The 22,722-nt window shown below is 66.8% G+C and carries 24 protein-coding genes; 11 read left to right on the top strand and 13 right to left on the bottom strand.

Annotated features, from left to right (window positions below):
* Positions 1-18: 18 nt before the first annotated feature.
* Positions 19-975: an AraC family transcriptional regulator gene (locus OHB26_RS05440; RefSeq protein ID WP_330183133.1), complete on the bottom strand. Its 957-nt coding sequence runs from the start codon at positions 973-975 to the stop codon at positions 19-21.
* Between the two features lie 74 nt (positions 976-1,049).
* On the opposite strand from OHB26_RS05440, the gene OHB26_RS05445 reads away from it, so the two are divergent.
* Entirely contained in the window at positions 1,050-1,907 is an 858-nt protein-coding gene (locus OHB26_RS05445; RefSeq protein ID WP_330183134.1) for an NmrA family NAD(P)-binding protein, read from the top strand.
* Between the two features lie 136 nt (positions 1,908-2,043).
* Positions 2,044-3,351, top strand: a complete 1,308-nt coding sequence (locus OHB26_RS05450) for an MFS transporter (RefSeq protein ID WP_330183135.1) — start codon at positions 2,044-2,046, stop codon at positions 3,349-3,351.
* A gap of 124 nt (positions 3,352-3,475) precedes the next feature.
* Here OHB26_RS05450 and OHB26_RS05455 read toward each other — a convergent pair whose 3' ends face one another.
* On the bottom strand, positions 3,476-4,015 hold the full coding sequence (locus tag OHB26_RS05455; RefSeq protein WP_330183136.1) for a MarR family winged helix-turn-helix transcriptional regulator: 540 nt from the start codon (positions 4,013-4,015) through the stop codon (positions 3,476-3,478).
* Positions 4,016-4,074: 59 nt separating this feature from the next.
* Between OHB26_RS05455 and OHB26_RS05460 the strand changes: the two genes are divergently transcribed.
* Positions 4,075-5,508 carry an MFS transporter gene (locus tag OHB26_RS05460; protein WP_330183137.1) on the top strand — a complete coding sequence of 478 codons (1,434 nt, stop codon included), beginning with the start codon at positions 4,075-4,077 and terminating at the stop codon, positions 5,506-5,508.
* Between the two features lie 112 nt (positions 5,509-5,620).
* Here the strand turns inward: OHB26_RS05460 and OHB26_RS05465 are convergent, their stop codons facing one another.
* From OHB26_RS05465 to OHB26_RS05475, 3 genes are read right to left on the bottom strand one after another with little or no spacing between them, the layout of a single operon-like run.
* The gene (locus OHB26_RS05465) at positions 5,621-6,259 is read right to left on the bottom strand and encodes a Type 1 glutamine amidotransferase-like domain-containing protein (protein WP_330183138.1); all 639 of its coding nucleotides are present in this window, start codon (positions 6,257-6,259) and stop codon (positions 5,621-5,623) included.
* 6 nt (positions 6,260-6,265) lie between these two features.
* Positions 6,266-7,084 (bottom strand): maleylpyruvate isomerase family mycothiol-dependent enzyme, encoded by an 819-nt coding sequence (locus OHB26_RS05470; RefSeq protein WP_330183139.1) that lies wholly within the window; start codon positions 7,082-7,084, stop codon positions 6,266-6,268.
* Positions 7,081-7,530, bottom strand: a complete 450-nt coding sequence (locus OHB26_RS05475) for an HIT family protein (protein ID WP_330183140.1) — start codon at positions 7,528-7,530, stop codon at positions 7,081-7,083. The genes OHB26_RS05470 and OHB26_RS05475 overlap by 4 nt, the downstream gene beginning before the upstream one ends.
* Before the next feature lie 239 nt (positions 7,531-7,769).
* Here OHB26_RS05475 and OHB26_RS05480 point away from each other — a divergent pair, with 239 nt between their 5' ends.
* From OHB26_RS05480 to OHB26_RS05500, 5 genes are all read left to right on the top strand, one after another.
* Complete coding sequence (locus tag OHB26_RS05480) at positions 7,770-8,912, top strand: Re/Si-specific NAD(P)(+) transhydrogenase subunit alpha (protein ID WP_442942859.1); 1,143 nt, start codon at positions 7,770-7,772, stop codon at positions 8,910-8,912.
* The gene (locus OHB26_RS05485; RefSeq protein ID WP_330183141.1) at positions 8,912-9,229 is read left to right on the top strand and encodes an NAD(P) transhydrogenase subunit alpha; all 318 of its coding nucleotides are present in this window, start codon (positions 8,912-8,914) and stop codon (positions 9,227-9,229) included. The genes OHB26_RS05480 and OHB26_RS05485 overlap by 1 nt, the downstream gene beginning before the upstream one ends.
* Before the next feature lie 3 nt (positions 9,230-9,232).
* A complete protein-coding gene (locus tag OHB26_RS05490; RefSeq protein ID WP_330183142.1) occupies positions 9,233-10,654 on the top strand; it encodes an NAD(P)(+) transhydrogenase (Re/Si-specific) subunit beta in 1,422 nt (473 codons plus the stop codon).
* Positions 10,655-10,714: 60 nt separating this feature from the next.
* Complete coding sequence (locus OHB26_RS05495) at positions 10,715-11,290, top strand: TetR/AcrR family transcriptional regulator (protein ID WP_330183143.1); 576 nt, start codon at positions 10,715-10,717, stop codon at positions 11,288-11,290.
* A gap of 81 nt (positions 11,291-11,371) precedes the next feature.
* Positions 11,372-12,166: an SDR family oxidoreductase gene (locus tag OHB26_RS05500; RefSeq protein WP_330183144.1), complete on the top strand. Its 795-nt coding sequence runs from the start codon at positions 11,372-11,374 to the stop codon at positions 12,164-12,166.
* Between the two features lie 4 nt (positions 12,167-12,170).
* Here the strand turns inward: OHB26_RS05500 and OHB26_RS05505 are convergent, their stop codons facing one another.
* Positions 12,171-12,491, bottom strand: coding sequence for a GroES family chaperonin (locus OHB26_RS05505; RefSeq protein WP_330183145.1), 321 nt, complete (start codon positions 12,489-12,491; stop codon positions 12,171-12,173).
* Positions 12,492-12,536: 45 nt separating this feature from the next.
* Complete coding sequence (locus OHB26_RS05510) at positions 12,537-13,175, bottom strand: TetR/AcrR family transcriptional regulator (RefSeq protein ID WP_330183146.1); 639 nt, start codon at positions 13,173-13,175, stop codon at positions 12,537-12,539.
* A gap of 155 nt (positions 13,176-13,330) precedes the next feature.
* On the opposite strand from OHB26_RS05510, the gene OHB26_RS05515 reads away from it, so the two are divergent.
* Positions 13,331-14,779 (top strand): MFS transporter, encoded by a 1,449-nt coding sequence (locus tag OHB26_RS05515; RefSeq protein ID WP_330183147.1) that lies wholly within the window; start codon positions 13,331-13,333, stop codon positions 14,777-14,779.
* Between the two features lie 78 nt (positions 14,780-14,857).
* On the opposite strand, the gene OHB26_RS05520 is transcribed toward OHB26_RS05515, so the two are convergent.
* The gene (locus OHB26_RS05520) at positions 14,858-16,561 is read right to left on the bottom strand and encodes a metallophosphoesterase (RefSeq protein WP_330183148.1); all 1,704 of its coding nucleotides are present in this window, start codon (positions 16,559-16,561) and stop codon (positions 14,858-14,860) included.
* Positions 16,562-16,754: 193 nt separating this feature from the next.
* On the opposite strand from OHB26_RS05520, the gene OHB26_RS05525 reads away from it, so the two are divergent.
* Positions 16,755-18,074, top strand: a complete 1,320-nt coding sequence (locus OHB26_RS05525; RefSeq protein ID WP_330185508.1) for an FAD-binding oxidoreductase — start codon at positions 16,755-16,757, stop codon at positions 18,072-18,074.
* Between the two features lie 46 nt (positions 18,075-18,120).
* The gene (locus tag OHB26_RS05530; RefSeq protein WP_330183149.1) at positions 18,121-18,411 is read left to right on the top strand and encodes a GNAT family N-acetyltransferase; all 291 of its coding nucleotides are present in this window, start codon (positions 18,121-18,123) and stop codon (positions 18,409-18,411) included.
* On the opposite strand, the gene OHB26_RS05535 is transcribed toward OHB26_RS05530, so the two are convergent.
* The 5 genes from OHB26_RS05535 to OHB26_RS05555 all read right to left on the bottom strand — a co-directional run bounded on the left by OHB26_RS05535 (position 18,408) and on the right by OHB26_RS05555 (position 22,664).
* Positions 18,408-18,737, bottom strand: coding sequence for a hypothetical protein (locus OHB26_RS05535; RefSeq protein WP_330183150.1), 330 nt, complete (start codon positions 18,735-18,737; stop codon positions 18,408-18,410). The two genes, OHB26_RS05530 and OHB26_RS05535, sit on opposite strands and share 4 nt — an antisense overlap.
* A gap of 193 nt (positions 18,738-18,930) precedes the next feature.
* Positions 18,931-20,088 carry an acyl-CoA dehydrogenase gene (locus tag OHB26_RS05540; RefSeq protein WP_330185509.1) on the bottom strand — a complete coding sequence of 386 codons (1,158 nt, stop codon included), beginning with the start codon at positions 20,086-20,088 and terminating at the stop codon, positions 18,931-18,933.
* Positions 20,089-20,261: 173 nt separating this feature from the next.
* The gene (locus OHB26_RS05545; RefSeq protein ID WP_330183151.1) at positions 20,262-20,927 is read right to left on the bottom strand and encodes a TetR family transcriptional regulator; all 666 of its coding nucleotides are present in this window, start codon (positions 20,925-20,927) and stop codon (positions 20,262-20,264) included.
* A 35-nt stretch (positions 20,928-20,962) separates the two neighbouring features.
* The gene (purE, locus tag OHB26_RS05550) at positions 20,963-21,466 is read right to left on the bottom strand and encodes a 5-(carboxyamino)imidazole ribonucleotide mutase (RefSeq protein ID WP_330183152.1); all 504 of its coding nucleotides are present in this window, start codon (positions 21,464-21,466) and stop codon (positions 20,963-20,965) included.
* The gene (locus OHB26_RS05555) at positions 21,459-22,664 is read right to left on the bottom strand and encodes a 5-(carboxyamino)imidazole ribonucleotide synthase (RefSeq protein WP_442942860.1); all 1,206 of its coding nucleotides are present in this window, start codon (positions 22,662-22,664) and stop codon (positions 21,459-21,461) included. Before OHB26_RS05555 ends, purE begins: the two co-directional genes overlap by 8 nt.
* Between the last annotated feature and the right edge of the window lie 58 nt (positions 22,665-22,722).

Here is a 22,722-nt window from a genome sequence, read left to right on the forward strand (position 1 = left end):
CTCACCTTCGAGTCGTTCTCAGGCGGTGCGCTGGTCGGAGGCGTTGCGATGGTCGCGGGGGCTGATGCCGTGATGGCGTTTGAAGGCGGTACTGAGGGCGAAGGCGCTGCCGTAGCCGACGCGGCGGGCAATCGACTCCAGGGTGGCATCGGATTCGTGTAGTAGGTCCGCGGCCAGGGCCAGTCGCCAGTCGGTGAGGAAGGCCATCGGCGGTTCGCCGACCAGTTCGGTGAAGCGGCGGGCCAGCGCGGCGCGGGAGACGCCCACCTCCGAGGCCAGCGAGGCGACGGTCCAGGCGTGCGCCGGGTTGTGTTGCATCAGGCGCAGGGCCTTGCCGACGAGGGGATCACCGTAGGCGTGATACCAGGCGGGGGCGTCCGCGCGGGCGAACCAGGCGCGCAGGGTGGCGATCAGCAGCAGGTCCAGTAGGCGATCCAGCATCGCGCCCTGGGCGGGCAGGTCCTTGGCCGATTCGTCGACCAGCAGATCCAGCACCCGGGAGTCGATTTCGCCGCGGCCGAGCACCGCGATCGGCGGCAGCGCGCGGAGCAGCCGGCGGCTCGCCGCGGACTCCTGCTCGTAGGTGCCGGTGACCAGTACCGTCTGAGCGGCGGCGCTGGTCCCCCAGTTGCGAATGCCCAGGCTGAGGGTTTCACAGAGCACCTCACCGTCGGGGGTGGTGGTGATCTGGCCGGGATGGATGATCGCCTGCGGTTCGGTGCCCGGATCATCGGCGACCGTGTAGTGGTCCGGTCCGCGGAACAGTGCGATATCGCCGGCGCGCAACTGCCGCGGCGGAACGGGCTTACCGCCCTTGGGATCCGGCAGAATCCAGCCGCCACCGCGCACCATGGCCACCAATGTCAGCGGGGCCTCGTCCCGAATCCGCAGGGACCACGGCGGGTCGAATGATGAGCGCATGACGAAAGCCGCCCGCGCACGTGGTCCTTCGAGCAGGCTGGCCAACGCGTCCATGGGTAAGACGATGGCAAATGCCGCTGCGCTTCTCAACCATGTTCGCGCTCACGGTTTCTCGATGTACTTGTGTCATGACGAACAAAGAGACTGTGAACAGCGAAAACACCATTCTGGTGATCGGCGGGACCGGTAAGACCGGCAGCCGGGTGGCGGCCCGATTGACCGCGCTCGGGGTACCGGTGCGCATCGGTTCGCGCACGGCCACAATCCCGTTCGACTGGACGGACCGAGAAACCTGGGGGCCCGCACTGGCCGGCGTCGGCGCGGTGTACCTGTCCTATCAACCGGATCTGGCGGTGCCGGGCGCGGCCGCCGATATCAAATCCCTCACCGCGCTGGCGGCCGCGGCGGGTGTGCGCCGGATCGTGCTGCTCTCAGGTCGCGGCGAGGTCGAGGCATTGGAATGCGAAGGCATCGTACGGAATTCGGGTATTCCGTGGACCGTGGTGCGCTGCGCCTTCTTCGCACAGAACTTCAGCGAGGGTTCGTTCGCCGATTACATTCTGGCGGGCGAGGTGGCGCTGCCCTCGGGTGATGTGCCCGAACCGTTCGTGGACGCGGACGATATCGCCGATGTGGCGGTGGCGGCGCTGACCGAGGACGGACATGGCGGCGAGATCTACGAACTCACCGGCCCGCGTGCACTGACCTTCGCGGAGGCGACGGCGGAGATCGCCCGCGCCACCGGTCGGGAGATCGCCTTCATACCGCTGTCCCGAACGGATTTCGTCGCATCGCTGACCTCCTACGGCGTGCCCGCCGATGAGGTGAGTCTGCTCGACTATCTCTTCGGCACGATCCTGGACGGGCGGAATTCGCAACTCACCGACGGGGTGTTCCGGGCGCTCGGGCGTCGGCCCCGCGACTTCGCCGAATACGCCCGTGACGTGGCATCTTCCGGTGCCTGGTCGGCCACAGCGCATGCGTAATCTGTCGGTGCCCGGGCATACAATCAATACGAAACAGCTTGTAGTACACCAATTTCGGATCACATCCCGGAGCGTCGCCGAAGCCGCGAAAGGTTGTGGCTGACGAGGAGCTGCCCTGACCGGTAGCGTCGTGCCGATGGCCGCCGCGACGCCCGCTCCTCCGATCCGGAACGCTCGTATCGCACTGTTCGCGGTGTTCGGCCTGAATGGAATGCTCTCGGCCCTGTGGATTGTGCACATTCCGGCCGTCACCGAGCGGACCGGCGTCTCGCACAGCCTGCTGGGGATGCTCATCCTGCTCATGGCGGGCTGCGCCATCATCGGTATGCAGGCCGCCGGTCCGCTGGCCGACCGCTTCGGCAGCCGCACCCTCACCGCCACCGCCGCCGGCCTGCTCTCGATCGCCCTGATCGGTCCGGGGTTGGCGACCAGCCCGCTCGCCCTCGCAATAGCCCTGGCCGCCTTCGGAATCGGCATGGGCATGCTGGACGTCTCGATGAACGCCCAGGCCGTGCACATCGAACGCGCCTACCCCCGGCCGATCATGTCGGCGTTCCACGCCTTCTTCTCCCTGGGCGGTCTGGTCGGCTCGCTCGCGGGGGCGGCGACGCAGCGCGCGCATTGGAGCGTCCACACCACGCTAACGGTGTCGGCGATCGTGGGGCTGGCACTCGTGGCCGTCTGCACGCCTCGCCTGCTCCCCCATGCGCACGCGACCCCCGCCGAGAATGCCGCTCCCGCATCGCAGCTCGATGTCACCGACTACTATGCCGCACGCGGTCGGCGACCGACCGGCAGCGGCGACGGCCCGGCGGCTCAGCCGGATCGCGCGGTCGCCGGTACGGCACGCATGGTGGCCGGTGATGATCCCGCGACCGCCGACCCCGCGAGCACGGTCCGAAAAGTACTGGTGCTGGGCGTGATCGCCTTCACCGTCCTGATGGCCGAAGGAGTGGCGGCGGATTGGAGCGCACTGCAACTCCGCGATCGACTCGGCGTGGATGTCGGCACCGCCGCGCTGGCCTACGGCGCGTTCTCCACCACCATGACCGCCGGACGCCTGGTCGCCGACCGGGTGAGCGGAAGGATCGGCCGGGTCGCGGTGGTGCGCTGGGGAACCATATTGGGAGCGTTCGGATTCGGGTTGATCGCGATCTCCGGATGGCTGCCGCTGACCTTGCTCGGATGGGCGCTGGTGGGGATCGGGCTCTCCGGCACGGTGCCGCAGGTGTTCACGGCCGCGGGGAATTTGGGTTCGGCGACGGCGGCGACGGATATGTCCCGAGTATTCGGGCTCGGCTATATGGGGCTGCTCGCGGGTCCGGCGATCATCGGCTGGCTCACCAAGCTGGTGCCGCTGACGACGGCCATGGCGGTGCCGCTGGCGGCATTGCTGTTGTGCGCGTTGGCAGCCGGGGCGGTGGGTACGCGGACGCGGAGCTAGGCGGACGCGGTCGCGGGCCGCCGGGGTGTGGATCCCGGCCAAAAACATGCCGGGACGACGGGATGGGCGTCCCGGCGGTGAGGGCTTGAACGAGCAGCGCGGAAGCCAGTCGGCGCGGGGCGGGTCAGTCGGCCTGGGGGGTGCGGGGTTCGCGGGCGGTCGCGCCGAGGTCGCCTATTTGTTCGGCGTGGGCCAGGAAGCCGTCGACCATGCGATGGTTGAGGACGGCCAGGGCCTTCAGGTCTTCTGTGGTCCAGTCGGCGAGGGCCTCGGTCATCCAGTGGCGCATGACATCTCGCACGGCGTCGACCGCGTGGCGGCCGGCGGGGGTGGGGCAGACGCGCTGGGCGCGGCGGTCGTCGGGGTCGGTGACCCGTTCCACATAGCCCGCTTTTTCCAGGCGTTGGATCTGGCGGCTCACGTGCGGGGCCTCGACATCGAGGCGGGTGGCGAGTTCGCCCAGGCGCATGGGTTCGGCGGCGTCGGCGAGTATGCGCAGCAGTGGCACGCTGGCGCGATCCATGGTGATGCCGCACTTGATCATGGCGTAGTCGTGGCGGCGGACGCGCGTGAGCAGGTAGGCGACGCGGGCCAGCGCGCCTTCGAGTTCCACGATGTGAGCCGCGTCAACTTGGTGGACGGAGGTGGCTTCCGGCGGGGACATGTGGTTATCTTACGAAACCCATTTACTTAATTTTGGTAAGTAATCTGAAGGATTGCCGCATGACTACGACCGCCGTCGGTCAGGCCGCCGGAACCGGCACCGACGACCGCCCCCAGAGCCACCTCGCGCTGACCCTGCTCGCCCTCGGCGCCGCCGGTCTGGTCGTCTCGCTCCAGCAGACCGTGGTCATTCCGCTGCTGCCGCACATGATGGTCCAGCTCGGCACCACCGCCGCGGGCATCCAGTGGCTGTTCACCGCCGCGCTGCTCTCCGGAGCGGTCGCCACCCCATTGCTGTCCCGCTTCGGCGATATGTACGGCAAGAAGCGCATGGTGCTCATCGCCATGGGCCTGCTCATCGTCGGCTCGGTGGTCTGCGCCTTCGCCACCTCGCTCGGCGTCTACATCATCGGCCGCGCGCTGCAGGGCACCGCCTCGGCCATGATTCCGCTGGCCATCGGCATTCTGCGGGATACCTTCCCGCCGGAGAAGATGGTCACCGCCATCGGCGTGGTCTCGGGCACCATGGGCGTCGGCGGCACCGTCGGCATGCTCATGACCGGTCTGATCGCCGATCACACCACCAACCCGCACCCGGTCTTCTGGATCACCGCGGCACTCGGCGTGGTCGCCATGGTGCTGATTCAGTTCAGCGCCAAGGACACCGGCGTCCGGCACGGCGGCTCGCCCGATTACATCGGCGCGGCACTGCTGGCCGGTCTGCTCATCACGCTGCTGCTCGGCATCAGCGAGGGCCCGCGCTGGGGCTGGAGCTCGGGCAGCGTGCTCGGTCTGTTCGCCGCCGCCGTCGCGCTGACCGTGGTGTGGGTGATCGTGGAACTCAAGGTGGAACAGCCGCTGGTGCGGCTGCCACTGCTGGTCGGCCCGAAATCGCTGACCGCCAACCTGATTTCGCTGCTGCTCGGCGCGGCGCTGTTCGGCTCGTTCACGCTGGTCTCCAATTTCGTGCAGACGCCCGCCGACAAGGTCGGCTACGGCCTGTCCGGATCGGTGCTGGCGGTCGGCCTGTACGGCGTGCCCAGCGCACTGCTGATGACGCTGTTCTCCTTCCGCACCGGACGGATCGCGGCGCGCATCGGCGCGGCGTACACCCTGGCCATCGGCTCGGCCTTCGCCGCGGCGGCGCTGCTGTGGACCGCCGCGTTCCATGAGCACGGCTGGCAGATGGTGGTCTCGAATGTGCTGCAGGGCACCGGCTTCGGTATCGGATACGCCGCACTCGGCACCCTGGCCGTCATGCATGTGCCGATGAGTGAGAGCGGTATCGCCAGCGGTATCAACTCGCTGGTGCGGACCGCCGGCGGCAGTGTCGCGGGCGCGGTGACCGGATCGATTCTGACCTCGCAGGTCATCGCGCACACCAAGGTGCCGACGCTGGACGCGTATGTGCTGTCGTTCACGATTCTCGGTGTGGCGGCGCTGCTGGCCGCGGTCATCGCGGTGGTGCACGGCCTGCGCCACGGCGGCGAGTAGCCCGGCACCAACCCCCGTCTCATCCCGGCGCGCTTCTTGGCCGGGATCCACTTCGAACAGGTGGATCCCGGCCAAAAGCATGCCGGGATGACGGGGTTTTACGGGTTCCGGGCTAGGTGAGAACTTCGGTGTTGTCTCCGTCGACAACGACCACGTGATCGTCCGTCAGTGCCCAGTGCGCGATACCCGAGGCCAGATAGTCGCGAACCAGCTTGCGGGAGTGGCCCTCCGGGTCGGTGGGCGAATCCAGATGCGGGACTATCCGGCGCGGCACCAAACCCAGTCCGTCCCAGCGGGGTTCGATACCGCAGGCGGTGCGCACCTCGGCGGGATCATCGGTGGATTCGAGTCCGTGCAGGTCCGGGGTCAGCACACAGGCCCCGGCGCTGTAGCCCGCGTAGACCAGGGCATCGGCTTCGAGCAGCCGGGTCAGTACGACATCGGCTCCGCTGCGGGCGAATTGGGCGCGCAGTACGAAGGTATTGCCGCCGCGCACCCACACCATCGGGAAGCCGGAGAGGGTTTGCTCCAACGCTTCGGGCCTGCCGATGTAATCGCGCAGGTCCACCACCTCGGGCTGGAAACCCAAGCGGCGCAGCGGAAACAGATCACTGGTGACCGCGCTCTGCCAGGCCGAGGGCCAGGCATCACAGGCATTGGCGATGACCGCGACCCGGCCGGGCGGACCGACCAGGTCGAGCAGCCGATTCGCGTGCGCGCCGAATCGGTAGCTGGACAGGAACAATCGCACCGGGGCTCAGATGGTGAACGTCAGGCCGCGGACCAGGCGGTTGCCCAGTTCGGTATCGCCGGCAATGGTGAATTCGCCGAGATGCGCGTCCGCCGTGGTGCGGCCGCCGCGCAGCCGGGCGAAGAGCCCGGAACCCATGGTGAGCACGACATCGGCCGGGCCATCCAGTTTTTCGACCAGGCTCGCCCGGCCGCCGACCACCGCGATATGCAGTGTTCGCCGCACCGGACCGGTGAGCTCGAAGGTGATACGCGCGCCCTCGGGCGCGCCGCCACCCTTCACCACCGCGCGGCCGAGGCCGAAAACCAGTTCGGCGAAGGCGATTTCGGCACGACCGCCGCCCTCGTGGACGGTGACGCCGAGTCCGTCGGCGATATCGAGCTCATGCATCCAGCAGTCGAAGAGGCGGATTCGCATGAACCGGCCGTAGGGCGTCATACCCACCGGTGACGGCACCGGCTGTGCCCACGCCTCGGGGCTCAGACCTTCGAGCGTCTTCGATCGCCCGCCGGTCACCTGCAGGAAGCGTTCCACCAGTTGGGATCCGGCGAGCGGGCGCAGCGATTCGATCCACTTCTCATTGAGTGCGCCGATCTCATTGCGAATGTGCTCGCCCGCGACGTCCAGATCCGGCGTCGGCTCCCCCGCCAGCATGGATTCGGTGCCGATGATGTGTGCGAGCACATCGAACACGGTCCAGCCGGGCAGCGCCGAGGACATACGAATGCGCTCTTCGGGCAGTCCGTCCACTAGTCGGGTGAGTGCGTCCCACTGGTCGGACAAGGCGGCGGTGATCTCCGCGCGGTCCGGCACCGTGTCGGTCATGCGGTGGTCTCCTTCTCCTCGTCGGCGAGCCGGTCCAGTCCGGCTCGGATGGCGGCTGCGGTGCGCTCCCGGTCGTGCGGGCGACGCAGTACGAATCCCTTGGCGAAGGTCAGGGTGTCACCCTTCCAGCGCGGGACCACGTGCAGGTGTACGTGGTGCACGGTTTGGAAGGCGGCTTTCCCGTCATTGATGACCAGGTTCGCGCCATCCGCGCCGAGTTCGCTGCGACGCACGGCCTTTGCCAGCCGATGGCCGAAGGCGAAGAGCTGGGCGCCGAGGGCGGGATTCAGTTCATCCAGATCAGTGGCGTGGCTTTTGGGAATCACCAGCGTGTGACCCCGAGTTATGGGCCTTATGTCCAGAAACGCCACGAGGATGTCGTCCTCGAAGATCTTGGTCGCGGGTGCGTCGCCCCCTACGATCCGGCAGAAGATGCAGCCGCTCACCTCGCAGACATTACGGCGTAAGAGTGATGCGCGACACCCCTCGAATGAGCGGGTTGTCCGGTTTTCTCACCGCGCTGTGTGACGCCTATCTCCGCTACGCTCACCGCGAAGCAGGTACAGTTGCGAGAATTCTCACGAACTTACTCACAAGTAAGTTCGGCCCACCGTTTGGACCGGTGATACGGCCCATCAGGAAGTACCGGGTGGCCCGGGCTCACCACGAGAAGGAAGTTTGACAAGTGGACACAACGCAGAGCGATCCGAGCGGAGCGCCCAACAGCGTTGATTCTCGTGCTCCGCACGGCGCGCGCGTCGGCGTGGTTCGGGAAACGAACGCGGACGAACGACGTGTCGCATTGGTGCCGAAGATCATTCCGTCGCTGCTGAAGCAGGGCGTGGAGGTGATCGTCGAGTCCGGTGCCGGTCTGGGCGCGCTCATTCCCGATGAAGCCTACGTCGACGCGGGCGCCAGCATCGGCGATCCGTGGAACACCGATGTGGTCGTCAAGGTGGCCCCGCCCAATGACGCCGAGATCGCCAAACTGCACTCCGGTCAGACGCTGATCGGCTTCCTCGCACCCCGCAACGCGGACACCAAGATCGGCGCGCTCAAAGACGCGGGCGTACAGGCCTTCGCGGTCGAGGCGATTCCGCGTATCTCGCGCGCGCAGGTGATGGACGCGCTGTCCTCACAGGCCAATGTCGCGGGCTACAAGGCAGTGTTGTTGGCCGCCAGCGAATCCACCCGATTCTTCCCCATGCTCACCACCGCGGCGGGCACCGTGAAGCCCGCGACCGTCCTGGTCCTCGGCGTCGGTGTCGCGGGCCTGCAGGCCCTGGCCACCGCCAAGCGCCTGGGCGGGCGGACCACCGGTTACGACGTGCGGCCCGAGGTCGCCGATCAGGTGCGCTCGGTCGGCGCGCAGTGGCTCGATCTCGGTATCGACGCCGCCGGTGAAGGCGGTTACGCCCGTGAGCTTTCCGATGAGGAGCGCGCCCAGCAGCAGACCGCCCTGGAGAACGCCATCAAGGGCTTCGACGTGGTGGTCACCACCGCGCTGGTGCCCGGCCGCCCCGCACCGCGCCTGGTGACGGCCGCCGCGGTCGAGGGTATGAAGCCCGGCTCGGTGATCGTGGATATGGCGGGTGAGACCGGCGGTAACTGCGAGCTCACCGAACCCGGCAAAACCGTTGTGCGGCACGGGGTCACCATCGCCTCACCGCTGAACCTCCCGGCCACCATGCCCGAGCACGCCTCGGAGTTGTACTCCAAGAACATCTCCGCGCTGCTGGAACTGATGCTGAAGGACGGTGCCCTGGCACCCGATTTCAGTGATCAGGTGCTGGCCGATTCCTGCGTCACCCGTGAGGTGGAAGCCTGATGTACACCGAACTGCTCGCGAATATCGCGATCCTGGTGCTGTCCGGATTCGTCGGCTTCGCCGTCATCTCCAAGGTGCCCAACACCCTGCACACCCCACTCATGTCCGGCACCAACGCCATTCACGGCATTGTCGTGCTCGGCGCGCTGGTGGTGTTCGGCAAGATCGAGCACCCCTCGGTGCTCATGCAGATCATCCTGTTCGTCGCGGTCGTCTTCGGCACGCTGAACGTGATCGGCGGCTTCGTCGTCACCGACCGCATGCTCGGCATGTTCAAGGCGAAGAAGCCCGCTGCGGAAGAGAAGGCGGGCAAATAAGCCATGGATAATCTGGTCAATATTCTGTACATCGTCGCCTTCGCGATGTTCATCTACGGTCTGATGGGCCTGACCGGCCCCAAGACCGCGGTGCGCGGTAATCAGATCGCCGCGGTCGGCATGGCGATCGCGGTCGGCGCGACCCTGCTCTCCATCCGGGACTCCAATAACTGGTTCATCATCGTCGCCGGTCTGGTGGTCGGTATCGGCCTGGGCGTGCCGCCCGCACGGTTCACCAAGATGACCGCCATGCCGCAGCTGGTCGCCGCGTTCAACGGTGTCGGCGGTGGCACGGTGGCCTTGATCGCGTGGGCGGAATTCCTGGAGACCAAGGGCTTCTCGGACTTCCCGTCCGGGGAACAGCCGACCGCGCATATCGTGATCGCCTCGCTCTTCGCGGCCATCATCGGCTCGGTGTCGTTCTGGGGCTCCTGCATCGCGTTCGCGAAACTGCAGGAACTGTTGTCCGGCAAGCCGATCAGCGTCGGCAAGCTGCAGCAGCCGCTGAACCTGCTGCTGTTCGCCGGTGCCATCGCCGCCGCGGTCGTCATCGGCATCGGAGCGACCAAAGACGGTGTGCCGCAGTACTGGATGATCCTGGTGCTGGTGCTCGCGGGCATCCTCGGTTTGATGGTCGTACTACCCATCGGCGGCGCGGACATGCCCGTCGTCATCTCGCTGCTCAACGCTCTCACCGGATTGTCGGCCGCCGCAGCGGGTTTGGCGCTGAACAACACCGCCATGATCGTGGCGGGCATGATCGTCGGCGCGTCCGGCACCATCCTGACCAACCTGATGGCCAAGGCCATGAACCGCTCCATCCCCGCGATCGTCGCGGGTGGATTCGGCGGCGGTTCAACGGCTCCCGGTGCTTCGGGTGACGGTGAGCAGAAGCAGGCCAAGGCCACCTCCGCCGCGGATGCCGCGATCCAGATGGCCTACGCCAACCAGGTGATCGTGGTCCCCGGCTACGGTATGGCCGTGGCCCAGGCCCAGCACGCGGTCAAGGAGATGGCGGCGCTGCTCGAGGCCAAGGGCGTCGAGGTCAAGTACGCCATCCACCCCGTCGCCGGTCGCATGCCCGGGCATATGAACGTGCTGCTGGCCGAGGCCGAGGTCTCCTACGACGCCATGAAGGAAATGGACGATATCAACGGCGAATTCAGCCGCACCGATGTCGCCCTGGTCATCGGCGCCAACGATGTCACCAACCCGGCCGCGCGTGAGGACCCCTCCTCGCCGATCTACGGCATGCCGGTGCTCAATGTCGATCAGGCCAAGTCGGTGATCGTGCTCAAGCGCTCGATGAACTCCGGCTTCGCCGGTATCGACAACCCGCTGTTCTACGCCGACACCACCTCCATGCTGTTCGGCGACGCCAAGAAGTCCGTCGGTGCGGTCACCGAGGAACTCAAGGCGCTCTAGGGTTTTCACCCGGATACCCCGTTCTTGACCTCAAGGTCTAGAACGGGGTATCTTCATGTCATGGGCCGCCCGCGCGAATTCGAAGCCGACTCCGTAGTGGAGCAGGCGATGGAGACGTTCTGGACCCATGGCTATGCCAATACCTCACCCGCCCTGCTCGCCGAGGCGACCGGGATCGGAAAAGGCAGTCTGTACAACACTTTCGGAAGTAAGCGGCAGCTGTTCGACCTGGCCCTGGCTCATTACGAACAGATGGGGGTACGGCTCGTCACGCAGATCCTGTCACAACCCGGAACCACCCGGGAGCGGCTGCGCGCCTGGCTCCGGTTCGCGGTGGACGCCGACCTGGAGGGGTCGGTGCGGCGCGGCTGTATGGTGACGAACACCGCCGTGGAGCTCGCCGGGCACGATGAGCAGGCCACCGCGGCGGTGCGCGCGGGCCTCGAACGCATTACAGCGGCGGTGGCCGATCGCATCGAGCAGGGGCGACGTGATGGTGACGTACGCGCGGATATCGATGCCCGGGCCTACGCGGACTTCATGTCGAATACCCTGGCGGGACTTCGGATTACGGCCAAGACCGCCGACGCCGCGATGCTGTACCGCATTATCGACACCGCACTCTCCACCCTCTGACCACACTCCGGCCCCCGCACCGCGCGGGCGGCCTTTTCTTTTACCCCAATTTTTGACCTACAGTTCAAGAAAGGCATCACCATGGATCTCGGCCTCGAGGGCAAAACAGCAGTCATCACCGGAGCCAGCCGCGGCATCGGCCTCGCCATTGCCGAAACACTTGCCGCCGAAGGGGTTCGGCTGGTCGGCGCGGCCCGCACGATCACCCCCGAACTCGAAAAGGTCGCCGCGGCAGCGATTTCCGTCGATCTGAGCAGCACCGAGGGCGCGCAACGACTGGTTGCCGAGTCGCTCGCCGAGCTGGGCGGCATCGATATCCTGATCAACAATGTCGGCGGCGGCGATGCGAGCCAGCTCGCGGGCGGGCTCGGCGGCATTCTCGATGCACGCGATGAGCAGATGCGAAACTTCTTCGACCTCAACCTGTTCGGCGTTATCGCCGCTACCCGGGCGGCGCTGCCCAGCATTGTCGAGCGACGCGGCGCGATCGTCACCGTCTCCTCGATCAATTCGCGACTGCCCGCGGCCGGACCGGTCGGCTACAGCGAGGCGAAGGCGGCGCTCACCGCGTTCAGCAAGCGACTCAGCGAGGAGTTCGGGCCGCAGGGGGTGCGCGTGAACACCGTCTCGCCGGGCCCGGTGGCCACCGATATCTGGCACGGGGCGGACAGCCTCGGCAGCAGACTCGCCGCCGCCAATGGCGTGACGCACGAACAGTTCCTGAATGTCATGCCCGAGACGTTCGGGATCGCCTCCGGACGCATCTCCACCGCCGCCGAGGTCGCCGCCCTGGTCACCTTCCTGGCCTCGGACCGGGTGACCAATGTGCTGGGCGCGGACTTCGTCATCGACGGCGGGATCTTGAAAACCGCCTGACGGATTACAGGTACAGACCCGTACCGTGTTCGGCCTGCTCATTGGCGACGGCGTGGATATCGCGTTCGCGCAGTACGTAATACGCCTGCGCCTGGATCTCCACCTCGTACTGGTCGTCGGCGCTGAACAGCACCTGGTCGCCTACTTTGACAGCGCGCACGTGTGAGCCGACGCCGCAGACCTCACCCCAGGACAGGCGTTTGGCCACCTGGGCGGTGGCCGGAATGAGAATGCCCCCGCTGCTGCGCCGCTCGCCCGCGTCCTGGTTGAGCTTGACCATGACGCGGTCGTGCAGCATTTGGATCTCGAGCTTGGGATCGGACACCGCGCCACTGTACTGCGGTGCGCGGAGCGGGCTCGGACCGACCGGTCAGGTGCTCGGGTCGGCGGCGGAGGCGCCCCGCGTGCCCGCGATCGCAGCGGATGCGTCCGCGCGCGGGGCGACGATTCGACGGATGGCGTCCTTGGTCCAGGCGCGGGCCGACTCCGGATCGTTGTCCTCGCCGAGGGTGAACTCGGCGACCTGCGGGACCGCGAGCGGATAGTTGATCATGCTCATCAGCAGCATGAGGATATTGCCGGACGGCATATCCTTGCGCATCAGGCCCTTGTCCTGCGCCACTTCGACTTTGGCGCGCTTCTCCAGGTAGCGGCCGCAGCGCAGTTCACCGGCGGAGGCGTTCTCGGTGCCCAGTTCCAGCGCCTCCCACATGAGCAGGCGGAGCAGTTCCGGATGCTCGCGGTGGTAGTCGATGTGCTGGTCGATCCAGACGTCGAGATCCTCGATATCGGTGGTCACCGAGGCGGCGACGGCCAGCATGGTCTTCTCCAGGACCTGACGGAACAGCAGCTCCTTATCGCCGAAGTAGGCGTAGATGAGCTGTTTGTTGGCCTTGGCATTGCGGGCGATGCGGTCGACCCGGGCACCGGCGATGCCGTGTGCGGCGAACTCCTCGGTGGCGGCGGCGAAGATACGCGCCTTCGTCGCCTCCGGATCCCTGACTGCCATGGATCCAGCATAACCAACTAAGTAGTTGACAGGGTCGGAGCGGGTGGAATAGTTTCAACTAACCAGTTGGTTACGCCTGTCGCGAAGGCGAAGACTTCCCGGCGCAATGTCGCGCCGCATCCCACGCAATCCTGCTCACCGTTCGGGAGAACGACGTGACCACTCTTGAAACACGCTCCACCACAGCAGTTCTCGCACCGGCGGCGTACCCGAACCGGTGGCGGGTGCTGCCGGTCATCCTCACCGCCATGTTCATGGCCATGTTCGACTGGTTCGTCATCAATGTGGCGGCCTCCTCACTCCAGCACGATCTGGGCGCGGGCGAGGCCGCACTCGAATTGGTGGTCGGCGGCTACGGATTCGCCTATGCCAGCGGGCTCATCACCGGCGGACGACTCGGCGATCTGTACGGACATCGGCGCATGTTCGTCATCGGCATGACCGCCTTCGCCGCCGCCTCACTACTGTGCGGACTCGCCTGGAGCGCCTGGGCGCTGGTGGGATTCCGTGTGCTGCAAGGTATTACGGCCGCCGCCATGGTGCCGCAGATGCTGGCGCTGATCAACACCATGTTCCCGCCCGCCGAACGACCCAAGGCGATGGCGGCATTCGGGGCCACCATCGGAATCGGCGCGGTCTCCGGGCAGGTGCTCGGCGGGGTGCTGCTCGACCTCGACCTGTTCGGCTGGGGCTGGCGGACCATCTTCTTCATCAACCTGCCCATCGGGTTGATCGCGGCGCTGCTAGCGGCGCGGTGGCTGCCCCGGCATGAGCAGACCCATCGGCCGCGGCTGGATCCGATTGGGGTGCTGGGGATCTCGGCGGCGCTCGCGCTGGTGCTGATTCCCGTCACGATGGGTCGGCCCGAGGGCTGGCCGGTGTGGACCTGGGCGTCCATGGCCGCGGCGCTGCCGGTGCTGCTGCTCACCCTGAGCTATGAGAGCGCGCTGGCGCGACGCGGCGGGCAGCCGGTGCTCGACACCGGGCTCATTCGGGAGCGGGTATTCGCGGCGGGCATGCTCATCTCGGGCGGGTACCTGGCCTTCTTCGCGGGATTCATGCTCTGCCTGACCCTGCTGCTACAGAACGGGCTCGGCATGTCACCGCTGGCCGCGGGGCTCACCTTCGCGCCGCTGGGTATCGCCTTCGCGACCAGTTCGCTGTTCGCCCGCAAGGTGGCCGAGCGGATCGGGAATCGAGTCATGGTGCTGGGCACCGGCATCAGCCTGACCGGGCTGGCCATCACCGTCGGCGTACTCGCCTGGTACGGGTCCTCGATCACCGCGCTGACGCTGATTCCGGGCATGATCCTGGTCGGCACCGGGAACGGTATGACCATTCCCTCGGCCATCGGGGCGGTGCTGTCCTCCGGTATCCCGGCACACCAGTCGGGTATGGCGGCGGGCGTGCTCACCACCGCACAGCAGTTCGGAAATGCCATCGGCGCAACGGTTCTGGGCACCATCTTCTTCAGCGCACTGGGTGGGGCACACGGGCTCGGCGACTTCGTGCACGCCATGGAGATCGTGGCACTGGTCGCGTTCGGAATCGTGACGGTCGTGCTCGGCGCGGCCCTCACCCTCCCCCGCGCCACCGCTCGCTGAAACGGAATTCACGTCGGGCGCACCGGCGGGGCATCACATTCACTCCGAATGTCATGCCCCGCTTCGTTATTCGCCCGGTTACCCGCGCACCTGGCGGCGATAGGTCACCTTGTCGAATTCGCGGCCGTATTCGTCGACCGCGATCACATCCATCTCGCTGGAGAAGAAGCCCGGGCGCACATCGACTCGGATGAACGAGTAGTTGCGGAAACGCACGCGGGACCAGGGTGCGGCCTCATCCTGTTTGGTGCCGCCGGGTGTCCAGACAAAGCTGTTCGGGACCGCGGTATCGCCGATCTCATGGCCGCGGTAGCTCTCCTGCGAGCCGGGCTGGAAACCGTAGCGGGGGCGGCCGCCGCCGCCAACGGTGTAGTACACGGTGCCGTCGGTCTCGGGATAGACGATGGAATTGTCGCCCGCCGCCTTACTCGGGGAATTGCCGCGAATCGGGTCGGTGCGCTCGAAGACGTGATTGTGGCCCTGCAACACCAGATCCACCTGGTAGCGGTCGAACAGGGCGCACCAGGCGTCGCGAACGCCGCCGTCGCTGGCATGCGAATCGGTGGTCGAGTACGCGCAGTGGTGGAAGAAGCAGACGATGAAATCGATATCCGGATTCGAGCGGTAACCCGCGAGAGTCCTTTCCACCCAACCGTTCTGGGCTCCGCCGGAGTATCCGGTATTCGCGCCGATCTCGTACGAGACGTCATTGGCGTCCAGGGAGAGCACCGCGACATTGCCGTAGGTGAACGAGTACGCCGACGGGCACCCGGTGGGGCCGTTGCCCGGAAAGTCCAGGCGCGCAAGGTGTCCGCCGTAACCGTGGGTGTCGTACGCGGCCTCCATATCGTGATTGCCGGTGGCGAACATCCACGGGGTCGTCGACGCACTCGACTCGATCGCACCGAAGTACACGTCCCAGACATAGGGATTGAACTTGTCGAAGCCATGTCCCGCGGTGCCGCCGGAGGCGACGTACTGCGGGGGTTTGCCCGCGCCGGACGGGTCGGCGTAGGCGATATCACCGGCGAGAACATGGAAATCCGGTCGGGCGGCGACGATTTGGCGCATGACGTTCTCGGTATGCCGTACGCCCGGTTCATTGTCGGGCTTGTAGTACATATCGTCGTAGTCGCCGGGTGCGAGACCGGCGGGCTGACCCGGGGTGTCGTCCGTGCCCTGATCACCCATCATGGTGAAACGGAACGGGAGTACGGCGGCGCGGGCGGTGGGCATGGCGGTGGCGGCCGAGCGGATATCACCGGCGAAACCGTCTGCGGTGCGCCAGCGGTAGAAGTGCGGCATCCGGCCGGGCAGGCCGTCCAGGGGCGCGTGTACGTAGAACTGTTCCGCAGCGAGCACTCCCCCGTCGGCGCTCGGGATCTGGGTCACCAGATTGCGCACCTCGGCCTCGACGGTGCCGCCCAGCGCGGGTGTCGCGCCATGATCCAGAAATACCTTGGTGGAGCCCGGGTTTCGGGACAGTTGCGCCGAGAAGCGCAGTTGCGAGGTGGCATCCGCGCCGAAGCCGATATGCCGTCCCGCCACGCCCAACCGCGCGTCCTCGGCGTAGGCGCGCGCGGCGAAAGGTGAGATACCGGCTGTCGCCACCGCCGCAGCGGCCGCCGCGCCGCGCAGGAAGTTCCGGCGCGATACCGAATGGCGGCGCAGATAGGCGCGATGCCACTCGTACTGCTCGGCCATGGTCATGGCGGCGGCCAGATGCGCGGGAATGCCGGTGTCGGGTACGTCTCCGGCGGGGTTGAGAGGTGTCGACAGCATGAGTTCGCATGCTGGCCGATAAGAGTGTGTGCGGCAATCACCGTGGCACCCCGACACGGGGAACAGTCGGTAAACAATTCCGGGAAATGCGACCAATCGGGCACTCGCCCCCTCTCGGGAGTCTTCGCGTAGGTTCTCGAGTGTGGAACCGCGCACCGATCTCGACTCGCTCCGCGCCCTGCTGCCCGAGGGCATGCTGGTGACCGATCCCGACGTCCTCGGGGCCTATCGACAAGACCGGGCACTGGACCCGGACGCCGGAATCGCACTCGCGCTGGTGCGGCCCGCGACCACCGAACAGGTTGCCGCCGTGGTGCGCTGGGCACAGGAACATCGGGTGCCGATCGTGCCGCGTGGGGCCGGGACCGGACTCTCCGGCGGGGCCACCGCGCAGCCCGGGGCGCTGGTGCTCAGCACCGAGAAGATGCGGGAGATCAGCGTCGACCCGGTCACGCGGACCGCCGTGGTACAGCCCGGACTGTTGAACGCCGAGGTCAAGCGGGCCGTCGCCGAGCACGGGCTCTGGTATCCACCCGACCCCTCCTCGTTCGAGATCTGTTCGATCGGCGGGAACGCCGCCACCAACGCGGGCGGGCTGTGCTGTGTGAAGTACGGCGTCACAACCGATTACGTGCTCGGAATGCGGGTCGTCCTCGCGGACGGGACGGCGGTACGACTGGGCGGGCCGCGACTCAAGGACTCCGCCGGGCTGTCACTGACCAAACTGTTCGTCGGCAGTGAGGGGACGCTCGGGATCATTACCGAACTCACGCTGCGGCTACTGCCCGCGCAGCCGCCGCAGTCCACGGTGGTGGCCAGCTTCCCGACGCTCTCGGCGGCGATGGCGGCGATTCTGGCCATCACCGGGACGCTGCGGCCCTCCATGCTCGAGTTCATGGACGCGGTGGCCATCAACGCGGTCGAGGACGAACTGCGTATGGGCCTGGATCGCGAGGCCGCCGGACTGCTGGTGGCGCGCTCGGACGCACCCGGCGAGCATGCCGGGTACGAGGCCGACATCATGCTCGCGGCCTGCGAAAAGGCCGGGGCCACCGAGGCTTTCCGCACCGACGATCCCGATGAGGGCGAAGCCTTCTGCGCCGCACGACGATTCGCCATTCCGGCGGTGGAACGCAAAGGGCCGCTACTGCTCGAGGATGTCGGGGTGCCGCTGCCCCGGCTCGGGGACCTGGTGCACGGCATCGCCGATATCGCGCGCGAACGCCGGGTGCTGATCTCGGTGATCGCGCATGCCGGGGACGGCAATACCCATCCGCTCATCGTGCACGATCCGAACGATCCGGCCGAGTCCGAGCGCGCGCACCTGGCCTTCGGCGAGATCATGGATCTGGCCATCGGGCTCGGCGGCACCATCACCGGTGAACACGGCGTCGGACGGTTGAAGAAGGCATGGCTGCCCGATCAGCTCGGACCGGACGTGATGGCGCTCACGCGGCAGATCAAGAACGCACTGGATCCGCACGGAATACTGAATCCCGGCGCGGTCCTCTGACCGGCCGCACGGAACAATCCGCACCACAAGGGAGTTCACACCGACCATGAGTACCCGGCTGGAACACAATGTCGACGACACCCGCTACGAGATCTATCTCGACGACACGCTCGCGGGCTACGCCGACTACGCCGAGCGCGTCGATGGTGAGCGCCGGGTCCGCGATATCCAGCACACCCTCACCTTCCCCGAGTTCCGGGGCCGCGGCGTGGCCGCGCAGGTGGTCGAGTTCGCATTGAACGATGCTCGCGCACAAGGTTTCTCGATCATTCCGACCTGCTGGTACGTGGAGAAGTACATCGGCGAGCACCCCGAATACGCCGATCTGGTCGGCTAATTCGCGCGCCCACCATCCGGGCGCTGCGCTCGCCACACCAGCAGCTGCCGGTCCGCGGTGGTCAGCATCGCCTCGACAACCTTCTCGTTGTCGAATCCCGGTAGCGCCTGCAGCCGAGCCAGGAACGCGGTATCCGCCGCGGAGTGCGGCACCACGCATCCTTTACCGGTGGCCCCGATCAGCACGAAGAACACGTCTTCGGCGAACGGCCCATCGGCCGTGGTAATGATTCGCACCTCCGCCAGCTCCCGCCACGCGACTTCTTCCACCCGTCCGTCGGCCAGTGTGCGCCGGACGAAGGTGTCGGTGATTTCGACTCCGGCCATGGCTCCATAGTGCCCCCGCATTCCCACTTCGAACAGTCTTGAAACCTCTTATTTCCCAGAGCAACACACAACGTCCGAGGCCAAACCCTTGTGACACCCGGGAATTGGGGGCGCGGCGACACCCCCGGACACGCGAGAAGGCGGCACCGGGCGAACCCGATACCGCCTTCCGAAGAAGCGGCGCGCTATGAAATCAGCGCAGGATCTGACGCGACATGACCACGCGCTGGATCTGGTTGGTGCCCTCGTAGATCTGAGTGATCTTGGCGTCGCGCATCATTCGCTCCACCGGGAAGTCGGTGGTGTAGCCGGCGCCGCCGAAGAGCTGGACGGCGTTGGTGGTGACCTCCATGGCCACATCCGAGGCGAAGCACTTGGCGGCGGCGGAGATGAAGCCGAGGTTCTTCTCACCACGCTCGGCGCGGGCGGCCGAGGTGTAGACCATGAGGCGGGCGGCCTCGATCTTCATGGCCATATCGGCCAGCATGAACTCGGTGTTCTGGAAGGACGCGATGGTCTTGCCGAACTGCTTGCGGTCCTTGGTGTACGCGATGGCCGCGTCCAGGGCGCCCTGCGCGATACCGACGGCCTGCGCGCCGATGGTCGGGCGGGTGTGATCCAGGGTCTGCAGGGCGGTCTTGAAACCGGTGCCGGGCTCACCGATGATGCGGTCGCCGGGAACCTTGCAGTTCTCGAAGTACAGCTCGGCGGTGGGCGAACCCTTGATGCCCAGCTTGTGCTCCAGCGGACCGACCACGAAACCCTCGTCGTCCTTGTGGACCATGAACGCGGAGATGCCGTTGGCGCCCTTGTCGGCGTCGGTCACGGCCATGACCGTGTACCAATCGGACTTGCCGCCGTTGGTGATCCAGCACTTGGAGCCGTTGATGATCCAGCCGTCGCCGTCGGCCTTGGCGCGGGTGCGCATGGAGGCGGCATCGGAGCCGGCTTCACGCTCGGACAGCGCGTAGGAGGCCATCCCGCCCTCGACGATGGTCGGCAGCACCTGCTGCTTGAGCTCTTCGGAGCCCTGCAGGATCAGGCCCATGGTGCCGAGCTTGTTGACAGCGGGGATGAGCGAGGAGGAGCCGCAGACGCGCGCGACCTCTTCGATCACGATGCAGGTGGCGACGGAGTCCGCGCCCTGGCCGCCGTACGCCTCGGGCACATGCACGGCGTTGAAGCCGGCGGCGTTGAGGGCGGTCAGCGCCTCCTGCGGGAAGCGGGAGTTGCCGTCGACATCCTTCGCGTACGGGGCGATCTCCTTCTCCGACAGGGCGCGAATCGCCGCGCGCAGCTCATCGTGGAAGTCCTCGAGCTTGAACAGATCGAAATCGGGGTTGCCCGCCATGGGGTTCGTCTCCTGTGCGTTCGGGTCGGTTCGCCGCTGGTCTCCCAACCTCACCAGCGTCTCGGCACTCAGTGCCATTCAAAGCCGAGTATACGCCGCGATATCGCGGCCACATGCACATACTGCCCTACGAAAGCGTGGCACGCAGTGTCACTTACGCCACTGCGGGCCGATCACAGCGTATCGAGACGGCGCGCCAGAAGATCGGCGACCTGCCGTGACGGCATATCCCGCGGAAACACCGCGACCACCATCTGATCCGAGGTGGCACTCTCACGACCCACCCCGCCCCGCGGAATCGTGGCCAGCGCGGCCCGCAGATCCGCCGGACTCGCCGCGGACTCCCCCCGCACCATGCGCCGCAGCAGATAGTTGTGCGTTGCCGTCACCGCCGCCGTGAACTGCACCAGCGCCAAATCGAATTCGCCCCCCAGCCGCGCCCGCAGATAGTCGGTGAACAACCGCTCGTACCGAAACACGGTCACGATCTCGCGTTCGCGCAGGGTCGGCACCTGCCGCACCACCTGATACCGGCGCGCCGCCAACTCCCGCCACTGCGTGAACCGCTCGAACACCGCGACCACGGCATCGACCACCGCGTCCCACGGATCCCCCTGCGCCCCATCCAGAAACGCCCGAGCTTGCGCCAACTGCGACTCGTGATCGGCGAAAACCACATCCTCTTTGGACCGGAACTGCCGAAAGAACGTCCGCCGCGATATCCCCGCCGCCTCCGCGATCTCATCCACAGTCGTTGCCTCATACCCCTTTTCGGCAAACAGCCGCAGGGCATGATCCACCACCGTCAAACGGCGGGCAGTCGCGTCGTCGGGGGCCACACGCCCACCGTAGTTGGGTGGGCGCACGGAATCGGTCAGCCCAGGAGTTGGGTTCGCAGGGCCTGATCCTTTTCCAGGACCATCTTTTCCAGGGCGGACTGGAATTGCTCCATGCGGGAACGCAGTTCGGGGTCGGCGGCCGCGAGGATGCGGACGGCGAGCAGGCCCGCGTTGCGGGCGCCGCCGATGGAGACCGTGGCCACCGGGACCCCGGCGGGCATTTGGACGATCGAGAGGAGCGAGTCCATGCCGTCGAGGTGCTTGAGCGGGACGGGGACGCCGATGACCGGGAGGGGGGTGGCGGAGGCGACCATACCGGGCAGGTGGGCGGCGCCGCCCGCACCCGCGATGATCACCTGGATGCCGCGACCGGCGGCCTCCTTGGCGTAGTCGAGCATGCGCTGGGGGGTGCGGTGGGCGGAGACGACGCCTACCTCGAAGCGAATTCCGAACTCCGCCAAGGCTTCCGCGGCGGCGACCATGGTGGGCCAGTCGGAGTCGCTGCCCATGATCAGGCCAACTTGTGCGGTCTCAGGCATGATGCGGATCCCATCCGTCGGTCCAAATCGCGTGCGACATCCAGTGGGCCGCGCGCTCCGCCTTTTCGCGGGTGCCGGCGACATCGTCGCCGAGAATATTGATATGCCCGATCTTGCGATCGGGGCGCTCGCCCTTGCCGTAGAGATGCACCTTCGCCTCGGGGAGGCGGGCGGCCAGGTGGTGCAGGCGCTCATCCATGGACATCGACGGAGCCTGCTCGGCTCCGAGAATGTTCGCCATGACGGTCACCGGCGCCAGCGGGGCGGTCGAACCCAGCGGATAGTCCAGGACCGCGCGCAGATGCTGTTCGAACTGGCCGGTGCAGGCGCCGTCCATACCCCAGTGCCCGGAGTTGTGCGGGCGCATCGCCAGCTCGTTCACCAGCAGCTCACCCGAGTGCGTTTCGAACAGCTCCACCGCCATCGCACCGGTGACACCCAATTCGGCCGCCAGCCGCAACGCCAGGGCCGCGGCCTCGGTGGCGCGGGACTCGGACAGGCCGGGGGCGGGCGCGATCACCACGGCGCACTGACCGTGCCGCTGAATGGTCTCCACCACCGGCCAGGCCGCGGCCTGACCGAACGGGGAGCGCGCCACCATGGCCGACAGCTCACGCTTCAGATCCACCTTGGCCTCGGCCAGCAGCGAAACCCCATGCGCCAGTTGATCGGTGACAATGCGCTCGGTCTCGGCGGCATCGGCGGGCATCCATACGCCACGACCGTCATAGCCACCGCGCACGGCCTTGAGCACGAAGGGCCAGCCCTGCGCATCACCGAAGGCGACCGCGTCGGCGATCGAGGTCACCTCGGTGAACGCCGGAATCGGCACACCCAGCTCGGCCAGTTTGCGGCGCATGATCAGTTTGTCCTGCGCGAAGATCAGCGCGCGCGGCGGCGGCTGGACATTCACACCCTCCGCGATCAACGCCTCGAGATGCTCGGTCGGCACACCCTCGTGATCGAAGGTCACCGCGTTCGAGCCGACCGCGGCCTTGCGCAGCGCCGCCAGATCCTGATGACTGCCGAAGATCACATCCGGTGTGACCTGCGCCGCAGGATCGTCCGGGCGCTCGGCCAGCACGCGCAACCGCTGCCCAAGCGCAATGGCCGCCTGATGGGTCATGCGCGCGAGCTGACCGCCACCGATCATGGTGACGGTGGGCATCGCGGAGGAATCGAAGGAACGTGCGCTCACGTTCGTAAATGTTGTCATGACGGGATGCCCCCGGATCCCGCGGGTTGCCCTTCGAGTC

Origin of the sequence: Nocardia sp. NBC_01503 (assembly GCF_036327755.1) — a bacterium.
In the GTDB taxonomy this organism is placed as follows: Bacteria; Actinomycetota; Actinomycetes; order Mycobacteriales; family Mycobacteriaceae; genus Nocardia.